Raw genomic sequence first — 12439 nt, 5'->3', positions numbered from 1 at the left:
GCGCGAACCGCCGCCCGCCCGTCGTCCTTCGCGCAACTATGAAACAATGAACGATGCCGGCTGCGCCGCGCGGCGCAGCCGCGCGCGGGCGCCGTTACCGAACGAGAGGTGCAAGATGATCCACAAGCTCACATCCGAAGAACGCAAGACGCGGCTCGAAGGCCTGCCGCTCTGGACGGCCGTGGCGGGCCGCGACGCAATCCAGCGCCGCCTGCGCTTCGCCGATTTCAACGAGGCATTCGGCTTCATGACGCGTGTCGCGATCAAGGCGCAGGAGATGAACCACCATCCGGAATGGTTCAACGTGTACAACCGCGTCGACGTCACGCTGTCGACCCACGACGCAGACGGCCTGACCGAACGCGACATCGAGCTCGCGCGGTTCATCGACGGCGCCGCCGCGCACGCGCAACCGGGCGCGTGAGTCCAGCCTGCACCGCCGCGCATCGTTCGTTGCGCGGCGCGTCAACTTTTCATTTCGCTGAACGTTTTCTAGGATGTACTCAGCGAAAGCCTTCAGCTTTCCAAGCCATCCTTAAGGCGCACGTAAGTCTCGTACGCTTTCCGCGCCTTGGGGTCCAAACCTTCCAGTTGCAGCGCGCTTTCGCGCTGTACAATCAGCAGCGCATACGGCTTGGAAAGCGCGCTAGCCTCTTCGCAGAGTTTGAGTTCGTCGCCGCTCGACGGCGAGCGGGCGCGCCAGAAATTGATCGCGGCTTCGAGGTCGTGGATCGAAATATCGGACATGATTGGATTTAATCGTTCGCTGGCCGCCATGCTTGATGTCAGGCGATGCGGCGCCCCTGTGGAAACGGCTTCGTGCTGTCCGCGTGCCTGAACCGCCAACCCATTGTACTTGAGCGAACTTCATGCGACTCCTTCTGATCGAAGACGACCGCCCCATCGCACGCGGTATCCAGAGCAGCCTCGAGCAGGCTGGCTTCACCGTCGACATGGTGCATGACGGCATTTTTGCCGAACAGGCGCTGGCACAGAATCGCCACGAACTCGTGATCCTCGACCTCGGCCTGCCGGGCATCGACGGGATGACGCTGCTCACGCGCTTTCGCCAGACCAACCGCCACACGCCCGTGATCGTGCTGACCGCGCGCGACGAGCTGAACGACCGGATCCAGGGCCTGAACTCGGGCGCCGACGACTACATGCTCAAGCCGTTCGAGCCGGCCGAGCTCGAAGCGCGCATCCGCGCGGTGATGCGCCGCAGCGGCCCGCACAGCGACATGCCGCGTCCGGAAGTGTCGCTCGGCGGCGTCCGCCTGTCGGGTGTCGACCGCCGCATCTTCAACGACGACAAGCCGCTCGAACTGTCGCCGCGCGAATTCGCGGTGCTGGAAATGCTGCTGCTGCGTCACGGCCGCGTCGTCAGCAAGGCCCAGTTGCAGGATCACCTCACGCACTTCGGCGGCGATCTCGGCGACACCGCGATCGAAGTCTACGTGCACCGCGTCCGCAAGAAACTCGAGCAGTGCCGGGTCGAAATCGTCACGGTGCGCGGCTTCGGCTACCTGCTGCAGGAAATCCGCCAGACCGCGAGCGTCTGAGCGACGCCGCGCGCCGGCCGGCCGCGTGCGGACGGCTCCGCATCGCCGCCCGGCGCACGACCGCGCCGCTCTCCGTGAGCGGCGCTTATCCATTTGCCCGTCGAAATGTCTTCTGATCCGGCTGTGACCACCAGCCTGCGCCGCTCGCTGCTCCGGCGCCTCGCCGCCCCGCTGTCGATGCTCGCGCTGATGAGCGGCCTGATCGCCTACTGGCTCGCGTGGCAATACACGCAGCACGTGATCGACCGCTCGCTCGCCGATCTCGCGACCGCCATCTCCAAACAGATCCAGATCGCCGGCCCGGACGCGCCGTTCACGGTGCCGCCGCTCGCGCAGGCGATGTTCTCCGATCCCGCCGAAGCGCTGATCTACCGGATCAGCGACGGCGAGCAGGAACTCGCCGGCGACCCGAAGCTGCCGCTGCAGGGCATCAACGTGCGCCGCATGCATCACGCGTACGTGTTCGAGGCCGAGTACGACAACCGCGCGGTGCGGGTCGCGCAGGTGCGCGTCGACGACGTCGAGGGCGGCAAGCCGATGGTCGTCGAAGTCGCTCAGCCGGTACGGCACCGCTACCGGATCGCGGCCGAATTCCTCGTCGCGATCATGATGCCGTTGCTGCTGCTGCTGCTCGCGGGCTGGGGCATCGTATGGCGCGTCGTGAACCAGCAGCTGGGCCCGCTCACGCACCTCGCCGATTCGCTGAACCGGCAGACCCACACGTCGCTGGAGCCCGTGGACGAAACCGACGTGCCGCTGGAGATCCGGCCGCTGACGAGCGCGATGAACGCGCTGCTCGGCCGGCTGAAGACCGCGCTCGACGCGCAGCGCAAGTTCATCGCCGATGCCGCGCACCAGCTGCGCACGCCGCTCACCGCGGTGAAGCTGCATGCCGAGCAGGCGGCCGTCGCGCGCGACCCGCAGCAGACCTTCGCCGCGGTGCGCGAGCTGCGCGCGGCCGCCGACCGCGCGGTGCGGCTGTCCAACCAGCTGCTGTCGCTCGCGCGTGCCGAGCCGGGCGAACAGGCCGCCCGCTTCGTCGATGTCGATCTCGCGGCGATGGCGTTCGAGACGGGTGCCGAATGGGTGCCGCGCGCGCTCGCATCGCATGTCGACCTCGGTTTCCAGCGCAGCGACGACCCGGGCGACGACGAGAAGCTGAACGTGCGCGGCAACCCCGTTCTGTTGCGCGAGGTAATCGCGAACCTGCTCGACAACGCGCTGAAGTACGTGCCGCTCGCGCGGCCGGACGGCGCGCGGATCACCGTCAACGTCGCGCGCGGTACGCTCGACGACGGCCAGCCGGCCGCGGAGATCGTGGTCGAGGACAACGGCCCGGGCGTGCCCGCGAATCAGCAGGCCGACCTGTTCAAGCGCTTTTTCCGCGGCGACGCGCAAAGCGGCAACGGCGTTGAAACGGGTGCCGGGCTCGGGCTCGCGATCGTGCACGACATCATCGCGATGCACGGCGGCACCGTGTCGTACGAGGATGCATCGGAAGGCGGCTCGCGCTTCGTGGTGAGGGTGCCGCTCGCCGCGCGCACGGAAAAACCGGCCAGCGAAACGCCGGCCGCGGCGCCGACGCACTGAACGATCACCGGTCGATTCACGGCGGGCAACCGCTGGCCCGTTGCTCGGGCCGCGCGCCGGAAAGGAACGGAAAGGCGGAAAGCGGACGACGGGCCGCCATGACGCGGCAACCGACGGCTGAAACGACGGCGGCAGCGCGCGATGCGCTGCCGCCTGCATCACTTCCTGTTCTTCTTGTCCTTCGACCCGGAGGCGGACTTGCCGTCCTTCTTGTCCTTCTTCTTTTTCTTCTTCCCGCCTTCGTCGGACGTCGCGAGCAACGTGCCGCGGCACGACTCGGCGCCGCAGTGGCACGCGTATTCGCGCTTGAGCTTCTTCGTCAGCTTCGCGTCGATCACGAGGCCATAGTCGTAGAACAGCTCCTCTTCCGGCCCGATGTCGCGCAGCGCGTGGATGTATACGCGGCCCTTGACTTCCTCGGCCTCGCAGTTCGGCGCGCACGAATGATTGATCCAGCGCGCGCTGTTGCCGTCGACCTTGCCATCGATCACGCCGCCTTCATCGAGTGCGAAGTAGAACGTATGATTCGGCTCGCTCGGGTCGTGCGGATGACGGCGCAGCGCTTCCTTCCACGAGATTCGCTCGCCCTTGTATTCCACTACGCGCTCGCCGGCCTTGATCGGCGCCACGGCAAACACGCCCTTGCCGTGTACTCCCGAGCGGCGCACCGCGATCCTGCGTGAACTCATCGAACCAATCCTTGTGAAGACGACTTGAATGGAAGCGGCCGCGATCGCGGCCGGGCGCCGCGCCAAACGAAAACGCGGCACCGGTCGGTGCCGCGTCGGGGGAGGCGGCGAATCACCCGCATCCTACACGTTCACGATTGCTTCGTTCAACATCGCGCGCAATATTGCGCGATGTACTCAGCGCTGGCCGAACGAGACGTCGCCGAACAGCGCCTTGTGCTCGCGCGGCTGCGAGCGCCAGTACTGCGGCGGCGCCGTCACCTGCGCGCCGAGCTCGGCCGCCGCGTGCCACGGCCAGCGCGGGTCGTACAGCATCGCGCGCGCCATCGCGACGAAATCGGCATCGCCGGCCTCGATCAGCCGGTTCGCATGCGCGGGTTCGTTGATCAGGCCGACCGCGATCGTCGGCATGCCAACCGCCCGCTTCACCGCCTGCGCGAACGGCACCTGGTAGCCGGGCGACAGCGGAATCTTCTGCAGCGGCGACACGCCGCCGGACGACACGTCGATCCAGTCGCACCCGCGGCGCTTCAGTTCGTGCGCGAAGGCAATCGTATCGTCTAGCTCCCAGCCGCCTTCGACCCAGTCGGTCGCGGACACGCGCACGCCGACCGGCCGGTCTTCCGGAAACGCGGCGCGCACGATCTCGAAGATCTCCAGCGGAAACCGCATCCGGTTTTCGCGCGAGCCGCCGTATTCGTCGGTGCGCCGGTTCGCGAGCGGCGACAGGAACTGATGCAGCAGGTAGCCGTGCGCCGCGTGCACTTCGATCGCGTCGATGCCGAGCCGCGCAGCCCGTCTGGCCGACGCCGCGAACGCGTCGCGAATGCGGTTCAGGCCCGCCGCATCGAGCGCGAGCGGCGGCGTCTCGCCGTCCTTGTGCGGCACGGCCGACGGGCCATGCGGCAGCCAGCCACCGTCGGCGACCGGCACGAGCTGACCGCCCTCCCACGGCGCCGCGCTCGACGCCTTGCGCCCCGCGTGCGACAACTGCATCGCGACGCGGATCGGCGAATGCTTGCGGATCGCGGCCAGCACCGGCTTCAGCGCCGCTTCGGTCACGTCGTCCCACAGGCCGAGGTCGCCATGCGTGATGCGTCCGTCGGGTTCCACCGCGGTCGCTTCGATGCACAGCAGCCCCGCACCCGACAGCGCGAGATGGCCGAGATGAATCATGTGCCAGTCGGTCGCTTCGCCGCGTTCGGCCGAGTACTGGCACATCGGCGAAATCACGATCCGGTTCGGAAGGGTCACGCCGCGCAGCGTGAACGGAGAAAACAGCGCAGTCATGGAAGCCGCTCGCCAGGAAAGGGAAGAGCGGACGAGCGTAGCACGCAGGCTCGAAGCGTGCAGACGGCGTGCTCGGCAGTAAGCGGATGGTCAGGTACGGCCGGCCGGATGCCGACGGTGCGGAGAATGCGTGGTGTACGGCGACGTGCCGGCCCCCAACGGGTGCAGGCCGGGCCAGCGCTTTGCCGCGAGCGGCGCCGCCCGCGGCGTCAGAGCCCGACGCTGTCGAGCCACTCGGCGAACATGCGGCGCGCGGCCGTCTCGAGCGCGGGGCCGTGCTGCGCGGTATCGGCGCGCAACCGGCGCGCGTCGACGCCGGGCGTCGCGGCGATTTCGCCGGCGTTCGCGATCAGCCACGGTTCGAAGCGATCGGTACGGATCTCGGGATGACATTGCAGCGCCAGCACGTGCTGCCCCCAGGCGAACGCCTGGTGGCGACAGGCCGGCGTGGACGCGAGATGGATCGCACCGCCCGGCAGGTCGAACGTATCGCCATGCCAGTGCAGCATCGACGTCGTCGCGCCGTCGAGATGGCGCAGCGGCGACGCACGGCCGGCGTCGGTGAGCGTCAGCGGCGCCCAGCCGAGTTCGTGCTGCGCGGCCGGATAGACGCGCGCGCCGAGCGCCCGTGCGATGAACTGCGCGCCGAGGCAGATACCGAGGATCGGCAGCCCCGCGTCGATGCGCTGGCGCACGAGCGCCAGGAGCGGCGCGATCGACGGGTACTGCGCATCGTCGTACACGCTGAGCGGCCCGCCGAGTACGACGAGCAGCGACGGCTCGAGCACGTCGAGCACCTCGACCCGCGACGATCCGACATCGACATAGCGCACCCGTCGACCGCGTTCGCCGAGCACCTGCTCGAAGCTCCCGAGATCCTCGAAATGCACGTGGCGGATCGCCACGACTTCAGCGTTCATCATCGGCCTCCCGGTCGATCGACGGACGTCAGCCGGCGAAAATCTTCCAGTTCTTCTTTTGCGTCGCCGCGTCGGCCTCTTCCTGCACCGAGCAGTCGAGACGCAGATCGCTGTCGGACATCGCGATGTCGAGCACCGCGCAGTGATGCACCGTCTTCTTCGACGGCTTGCCCGGCTGGAAGTGGCTGCACGTCAGGCACATGCGCTGCGGCGGCGTCGCGCCGGCCACCTGCAGTTCGCGCAGCGTCTTCAGCAGCGCGCGATACAGCGTGCCCTGCTCGTCCGCGCCGAGCTTGCCGACCGCCTTCGTCAGGAATTCAGGCCATTGCAGCGCCTTCTTCGCGGCCGTACGGCCACGCGCCGACAGGCGCACGGCCAGTGCCCGGCCGTCGTCCAGCGCACGGCGCTTTTCGACGAGCCCCTTCGTCTCGAGCGTGCTGACCGCATCGCTCGTGGTAGCCGCGGTGAGCTGCGTCTCGCGCGCGATCTCGCCGAGCCGCATCGGGCCCTTGCGCTGCAGCAGCAGCACGAGAATCTCGCCCTGCGTCGGCGTGAGGCCGGCGCCTTCCGCCCAATCCCATGCCTCGCTCCGCATGGCCGTGCTCAACCGCAGCAGGCTATGGGTCACACGTCCCGCAGCCTGGTTCCCGTAAACGCCTTCGCTCATAGTCTTTTCGCTTTGCCGCCGCCCGGTTGGCCGAGCGGCCGTAGTGTGGAGATCGAATCTATCTCAAAACAGACGCGCTCTGTCGAGTGCGTCGACACGGCCGTCGCGAGGCACACGCGGCGGTCGCGTTCGCGGCGACCGGAGTGACACGCATCGTTCCGGCGTCCGCAAAGCCGACATTCTAAGCGAGAGCGGAAAATCGCACAGCTAAGTTATCCCCTGCGCGCTGTGGAAAATCGCTGAATAACCGTAATTTTTCGTTGTGCGCGTAATGTCGCGCGCCCGCGAGACGGGGCGCGCCGACCTTGTCCTGTCCGGATCGGCCATCGGCCGCACGGTAATGATCCACCGGGTTATCCCGCGCGCAGAGCGTTGACTTTGCAGCGGAATATCCGGTTATCCACAGATTTTCAGGAGGCCTCCCGACGATTGCGGGCCGACCCGGCGCGGACTGCCGTTCAGCGAATCGCGGCGCGGTCGATCCTGCAATCTGCAAAACATATTTTCACTCGCGCCAACGTAAGCACTGCTGCCGGACCGTCTCGTTCAGCGATTTTTCCTGTTTGAAAACGGTTCTCAACCACGATGCGTCGTTCACGCGTGCCTTCGCGAGCGCGCCGATCTCGTCGAGCGCCGCGCGCGAACCGAGGGCCGCCGCATGCGGCGCGATCCGGTCGAGCGTGTCGAGGATGTCTTCCGCGATCGTGCGGCGCTCGCCCGTCTGAGGATTCACGCAGGTGCCCTCGAGCCCGAAGCGGCACGCTTCGAAACGGTTGAACGTGTACACGAGGTAATCGTCCTCCGACAGCTTCAGCGGCCGGTCGGTCAGCAGGTAGCGTGCGAGCGTCTGGATGTAGCAGGCGATCGCCGCCGCGCGATCGACCGACAGCGGCGTGTCCATCACGCGCACCTCGATCGTGCCGTAGCCGGGCTTCGGCCGGATGTCCCAGTAGAAGTCCTTCATCGAGTTGACGACGCCCGTGTTCACCATCTTCGTGAAGTACTCCTCGAAGCTGTCCCAGGTCAGCACGAACGGCGCGCGGCCCGACAGCGGGAACGCGAACACCGAATTCAGGCGCGCCGAATGGAAGCCCGTGTCGACGTTCTGCACGAACGGCGACGACGCGGACAGCGCGATGAAGTGCGGAATGAAGCGCGACATCGAGTGCAGCAGGAACAGCGCGCTGTCGGGATCGGGGCAGCCGATGTGCACGTGCTGGCCGAACACGGTGAACTGCTTCGCGAGATAGCCGTACAGCTCGGAGATGTACTGAAAGCGCGGCGCATCGTAGATCTGCCGGTCGCTCCATTGCTGGAACGCATGCGTGCCGCCGCCGGCCAGCCCGACGTTGAGCTGGTCGGCCGCCTTCACGAGCACGTCGCGGATCGCATGCAGCTCGCTGACGGCCTGCTCGTGCGAATGGCAGATGCCGGTCGACAGCTCGATCATGCTTTCGGTGATTTCCGGCGTGATGTTGCCCGGGAAAGTTTCGGCCTGGATCAGGCGCATCAGGTCGGAGGCCGCTTTGGTCAGGTCGTAGTTGTGCGTGTTGACGACCTGGATCTCCAGTTCGACGCCGAACGTGAACGGCTCGGAATTGACGAAGGTTTCGAGTGCCATGGCAGGTTCCGGAATCAGTTGCTGTCGCTGCGTTCGCCGACGGCCGACAGGCAGCGGTAGACGACGAACGGGCTGACGAGCTGCAGGATCACGATCGAGCACATCACGATCGCGCGCAGGTGCGGGTCGAAATTCGGATAGAGCTGGTAGGTATCGTCGACGAGCAGGTACGACAGCGCGGACATCGGCGTGAGCGCGATGCCGAGCGCGACGCCCTGCTTCATCCCGAGGCCGCTCGGCTTCGCGAACGCGACGACGCCGGCCAGCTTCGCGGCGAGCCGCGTGACGATCAGCACGATCGCGAGCAGGCCGCCGAGCGCGATGTCGCCCCACGTAAACGACGTGAGCGTCAGCACGAACAGCACCACCGTCAGCAGCCAGCCGGCCGTGCCGAAGTGCTCGGGCCACAGCTGCGGGCGCGCCTCGAGGTTCTTCACGATGATGCCGGCGAGCAGCAGCGTGAGCAGCGTCGACAGCTTCAGCGCCTGCGCGACGGCGATCGCGAGCATCACGAGCCCGAACAGCGCGACGAACGAATGCTCGTCGCGCATCGTCGCGGTCATGTGGCGGAACAGGTAATTGCACGAACGCGCGACCAGATACGCGACGATGAACGAACCGGCGATCAGGTAGACGGGTTGCAGGATCGTCGCGAAAACGTTGCCGTACGCTTCCTGGTGCAGCCAGCTCGTCACGAGCTTGGTCAGCACGATCGCGTACACGCTGTTGAGCGCGGTGAGCGTGATCAGGCGTTGCGACACCTGCCCTTCCGCGCGCAGTTCCGTCTTGAGCTGGATCACCATCGACGGCGATGTGGCAATCGCGATCGCCGACAGCACGAGCGCGACCATCCCCGATACGCCGAGCGCGAGCATCACGAACAGCACGAGCACGAACGTGAGCGTGGCTTCCGCCAGGCTCGACGCGACGAGCCACGGATTGCGCCGGATCCAGCGCAGGTCGAGGCGGCTGCCGAGCTCGAACAGCAGCAGGCCGAGCGCGACGTCCATCAGCAGCCGCGACGTTTCGTCGGTGCTGGTGTCGATCACGCCGAATCCGAACGAACCGGCGATCAGGCCGATCACGGCATAGCCGGTGATGCGCGGCAGGCGCCACGCGCGATAGCACAGCTCGCCGCACAGGCCGGCTGCGAACAGCGCGAGCCCGGCCCAGAACACGGCATCCGGCGCGAGCGGCCAGTTGGGCAGGAATGAGAACGCCGACTTCATCGTGGTGACTTCTCCTTTGGAAGCAACCGCCAGCGACGCGGGTCAAGCGACAGGAATGGATGCGCGCCGGCTGGGTATCGCCCCGAATGTGATTGTTGTGCTCGACGACGGCGGTACATGGGATCCGCCTGTTCCACCACAGGGCGGAACGTCGTTCAGGTTGCCGATCTGGATTGTCGGCCTGGTGTGTGAACGGACTGCGCAGTCCCGAAGATTCAGATTCGAAACCGTGCCGACCGTTCCATTGAAGCATGTCCGGCGCCTGGCCGAACGAACGCGAAGGAAACCGATTGTGCCACAGCTTTTTCGCTCCGGAACCGATTGAATCGACTCGCGGCGCTGTGCGGCACCGCAGGTCTTTGGTTTCAAAGGTTTACCTGTATATATACGTAGTAGAAGTTAACAAAGGACGCACAGTTCTGTGGATAACTCCGGTTTACATCGGCGGATCAATGGGTTGGCGAAACCATAACCGGTTGCACAGGCTGTTCGCGCACAGGCATTTGAGTTGAGCAACTTTCGGGCCGCCGCACAGCTGTGCCGAGTTGCCCAGTTTACGTCCACTGTGATTGCACACGAAGTGCGTACGGATTCCGCGCGGTTATCCACAGCGTCGCGTGGATAACCTTGCACGAAAAAATCGGGAAACTGTGAAGAAGGTGCGCGATCGGTCAGCCGGCCGAGCCCACGCGGCGGGCGCGCAGTGCGCGGATCAGGAAGCGGGCGGGATCGACCGCGTCGGCGAGTTCGCGCTCGAGCGGCCAGGGCTCGCCCTCGAGTTGCGAGGCGATCAACTCGGCGCCGAGCGCCGCCCACACGAGGCCGCGCGAGCCGAAGCCGAATGCGCCGTAGAGCCCGGGCAGGCGCGGCAGGTCGCGCGCCTGCGCACCGGCCAGCGCGCGTGCGTTCGCGGTAGCCTGCGCTTCGTCGGCGAGCGGGCCGACGAGCGGCAGGCGGTCGCCGACGACCCAGCGGAACGCCACGCGGCCGCGCAGCGTGGCGGGATCCGGCACCTCGCCGATCAGACCCGGCAGCAGGCGCCGCACGCGCTCGAGGTTTTCGGCATGGCCGGCCGCGCGCATCCCGGGATCGGTATCGTCGGGTTCGAACGTCGCGCCGATCAGCAGCGTGCCGTCGTCGAGCGGGACCGCGTAGCCGTCGCCGATCGCCGGGCACGGCAGCGGCGCCGTCGTGCCCGGCGGCAGCAGCGTGAGCTGGCCGCGCACCGGTTGCAGCGCGACATGCTGGAGCCCGGCAAGACGCGCGGCGTCGCCCGCGTTCGCGAGCACGACGACGGGCGCGTCGGCCAGCGTGGCGCCTGTCTCATCGAGCGCATGCCAGGTGTCGCCCCGCCGTTCGAGCCGTGCGACGCGGGTGGACGCGAGCAGGCGCACGCGCTCGCCGGCCGCCGCATATTGCGCGGCGCACAGCCCAGCCGGCCAGACGGCGCCGCCGTGCGGAAACAGCAGGCCGCCGTGCGCGACCGGCAGGTTCAGGTGTGCGCGCGCGGCGTCGGCGTCGAGCAGCGTCACGTAGTCGGACGGCGCGCCAAACGCCTCGAACGCGTCGCGCATCCGCGCGAAGTCGTCGGCCGATTCGGCGAGATGGATCATCCCGTGCGTGCTGCGTGCGAACGCATGGCCCGCGTGTTCGAGCGCGCGCCAGCGTGCGATCGCGTGCAGGAAGCCGCTGCGCGTGAGCCGGCTCGCGACGTTGTCGTCGCGCGTCATCAGCGGATGGAATACGCCGGCCGGATTACCCGATGCTTCGCTGGCGATTCGTTCGTGCCGTTCGATCAGCGTCACGTCCCAGCCGCGCGCGGCCAGGCGTTCGACCACCGCGCAGCCGGCGAGGCCCGCGCCGATCACGATCGCGCGGCGCGTCGCGACGGGCAGCGCGCGTGGCGGCTCGTGCCGGCGCGAGCGCCAGCGCGGCGCATAGTCGCCGACGAGCATCGCGTACTTGCCGGCGAGCCCGGGCATCTTGCGATACGTGAATCCCGTTTCGACGAGCGCTTTTTTCACCATGCCCGCGCTCGAGTAGGTCGCGAAGGTGGCCTCTTCCGCGGCGACGCGCGCGAGTGCGCGGAACACGTCGACCGACCAGAGATCCGCATTTTTCGCCGGCGCGAAGCCGTCCAGATAGAACGCATCGGCGCGCGCGACGAGTTTTGGCAGCAACGCGCACGCGTCGCCGAAACCGAGCGTCAATACGACCCGTCCCGCGTCGAACTCGAGCCGATGCAGACCCGGCACGAGCATCGGCCACGCGTCGGCCAGCAGCGCGGCTTCTGCCGAGATGGTTGTGTTCGCAACGATATGGGAAAGCGCGCGGCGCAGGTCGTCGCGCGAAAACGGGTGCTTCTCGAACGAGACGAAATGCAGCCGCTCGCAGCGCGCGGGATCGTCGCGCCACGCGGCCCAGGTCGCGAGGAAGTTGGCGCCCGCGCCGAACCCCGTCTCGACGATCGTGAACGTGCGGCGGCCTTGCCAGCGCGCCGGCAGCCCGTTGCCGGCGATGAACACGTAGCGCGCCTGCGCGAGCGCGCCCGCGACGTTGTGATAGATGTCGCCGAACTCGGGCGAGACGAGCGTGCCGTCGTCGCGAACGGCGAACGTGGCGGGAACAAGTCGGTCGGGCATGCGAAACAAAAAACGTGGCAGCCAAGCCTGGCAAGGGATTGCGGGCGGCCGTCCGAGCGGCCGTTGGAAAGGGGCAACGGCGCGACGCTCGGGCGGACCGCGCTGCGCATCCCGTCCGGTTGGCGCAGGTCAAAAAACGGTCAATCGACGATTCATTCGGCGAAATACCGATGAAAATCTTTGAAACCCTTGTCGTTATTGGGTTTGCGCTGCGCTATCATAGCAACGC

The 12439-nt window shown here is 67.1% G+C and carries 11 protein-coding genes; 3 read left to right on the top strand and 8 right to left on the bottom strand.

The window, feature by feature from the left end; genetic code table 11:
- Nucleotides 1-46: 46 nt before the first annotated feature.
- Nucleotides 47-424, top strand: coding sequence for a 4a-hydroxytetrahydrobiopterin dehydratase (locus tag CFB52_RS00400; protein ID WP_256939962.1), 378 nt, complete (start codon nt 47-49; stop codon nt 422-424).
- Nucleotides 425-516: 92 nt separating this feature from the next.
- Here the strand turns inward: CFB52_RS00400 and CFB52_RS00395 are convergent, their stop codons facing one another.
- Nucleotides 517-747, bottom strand: a complete 231-nt coding sequence (locus tag CFB52_RS00395; RefSeq protein ID WP_006401493.1) for a DUF3717 domain-containing protein — start codon at nt 745-747, stop codon at nt 517-519.
- Nucleotides 748-869: 122 nt separating this feature from the next.
- Here CFB52_RS00395 and CFB52_RS00390 point away from each other — a divergent pair, with 122 nt between their 5' ends.
- Complete coding sequence (locus tag CFB52_RS00390; protein WP_006401494.1) at nt 870-1562, top strand: response regulator transcription factor; 693 nt, start codon at nt 870-872, stop codon at nt 1560-1562.
- A gap of 105 nt (nt 1563-1667) precedes the next feature.
- Complete coding sequence (locus CFB52_RS00385; protein WP_059580457.1) at nt 1668-3152, top strand: sensor histidine kinase; 1485 nt, start codon at nt 1668-1670, stop codon at nt 3150-3152.
- 158 nt (nt 3153-3310) lie between these two features.
- On the opposite strand, the gene CFB52_RS00380 is transcribed toward CFB52_RS00385, so the two are convergent.
- The 7 genes from CFB52_RS00380 to mnmC form a co-directional block, all read right to left on the bottom strand.
- Nucleotides 3311-3841, bottom strand: a complete 531-nt coding sequence (locus CFB52_RS00380; protein ID WP_059580454.1) for an SET domain-containing protein — start codon at nt 3839-3841, stop codon at nt 3311-3313.
- A gap of 177 nt (nt 3842-4018) precedes the next feature.
- On the bottom strand, nt 4019-5131 hold the full coding sequence (locus tag CFB52_RS00375) for an NADH:flavin oxidoreductase/NADH oxidase (protein ID WP_099315908.1): 1113 nt from the start codon (nt 5129-5131) through the stop codon (nt 4019-4021).
- Between the two features lie 209 nt (nt 5132-5340).
- The gene (locus tag CFB52_RS00370) at nt 5341-6051 is read right to left on the bottom strand and encodes a glutamine amidotransferase (protein ID WP_059638594.1); all 711 of its coding nucleotides are present in this window, start codon (nt 6049-6051) and stop codon (nt 5341-5343) included.
- A gap of 28 nt (nt 6052-6079) precedes the next feature.
- Entirely contained in the window at nt 6080-6718 is a 639-nt protein-coding gene (locus tag CFB52_RS00365) for a MarR family winged helix-turn-helix transcriptional regulator (RefSeq protein ID WP_060310248.1), read from the bottom strand.
- 505 nt (nt 6719-7223) lie between these two features.
- Complete coding sequence (locus tag CFB52_RS00355) at nt 7224-8339, bottom strand: YbdK family carboxylate-amine ligase (RefSeq protein ID WP_059580447.1); 1116 nt, start codon at nt 8337-8339, stop codon at nt 7224-7226.
- A gap of 14 nt (nt 8340-8353) precedes the next feature.
- A complete protein-coding gene (locus CFB52_RS00350; protein ID WP_060008864.1) occupies nt 8354-9568 on the bottom strand; it encodes a cation:proton antiporter in 1215 nt (404 codons plus the stop codon).
- A gap of 671 nt (nt 9569-10239) precedes the next feature.
- Nucleotides 10240-12210 carry a bifunctional tRNA (5-methylaminomethyl-2-thiouridine)(34)-methyltransferase MnmD/FAD-dependent 5-carboxymethylaminomethyl-2-thiouridine(34) oxidoreductase MnmC gene (gene mnmC / locus CFB52_RS00335; RefSeq protein WP_099315906.1) on the bottom strand — a complete coding sequence of 657 codons (1971 nt, stop codon included), beginning with the start codon at nt 12208-12210 and terminating at the stop codon, nt 10240-10242.
- Nucleotides 12211-12439: the final 229 nt, after the last annotated feature.

The organism is Burkholderia sp. AU18528, from assembly GCF_002223215.2.
Lineage (GTDB): Bacteria > Pseudomonadota > Gammaproteobacteria > Burkholderiales > Burkholderiaceae > Burkholderia > Burkholderia semiarida.
This window is presented reverse-complemented; position numbering and strand designations above follow the sequence as displayed.

Bases quoted from the DNA above. Each gene is read 5' to 3' on its own strand.
- CFB52_RS00400 (WP_256939962.1), top strand. From the start codon at position 47: ATGAACGATGCCGGCTGCGCCGCGCGGCGCAGCCGCGCGCGGGCGCCG.
- CFB52_RS00395 (WP_006401493.1), bottom strand. From the start codon at position 747: ATGTCCGATATTTCGATCCACGACCTCGAAGCCGCGATCAATTTCTGG.
- CFB52_RS00390 (WP_006401494.1), top strand. From the start codon at position 870: ATGCGACTCCTTCTGATCGAAGACGACCGCCCCATCGCACGCGGTATC.
- CFB52_RS00385 (WP_059580457.1), top strand. From the start codon at position 1,668: ATGTCTTCTGATCCGGCTGTGACCACCAGCCTGCGCCGCTCGCTGCTC.
- CFB52_RS00380 (WP_059580454.1), bottom strand. From the start codon at position 3,841: ATGAGTTCACGCAGGATCGCGGTGCGCCGCTCGGGAGTACACGGCAAG.
- CFB52_RS00375 (WP_099315908.1), bottom strand. From the start codon at position 5,131: ATGACTGCGCTGTTTTCTCCGTTCACGCTGCGCGGCGTGACCCTTCCG.
- CFB52_RS00370 (WP_059638594.1), bottom strand. From the start codon at position 6,051: ATGAACGCTGAAGTCGTGGCGATCCGCCACGTGCATTTCGAGGATCTC.
- CFB52_RS00365 (WP_060310248.1), bottom strand. From the start codon at position 6,718: ATGAGCGAAGGCGTTTACGGGAACCAGGCTGCGGGACGTGTGACCCAT.
- CFB52_RS00355 (WP_059580447.1), bottom strand. From the start codon at position 8,339: ATGGCACTCGAAACCTTCGTCAATTCCGAGCCGTTCACGTTCGGCGTC.
- CFB52_RS00350 (WP_060008864.1), bottom strand. From the start codon at position 9,568: ATGAAGTCGGCGTTCTCATTCCTGCCCAACTGGCCGCTCGCGCCGGAT.
- mnmC (WP_099315906.1), bottom strand. From the start codon at position 12,210: ATGCCCGACCGACTTGTTCCCGCCACGTTCGCCGTTCGCGACGACGGC.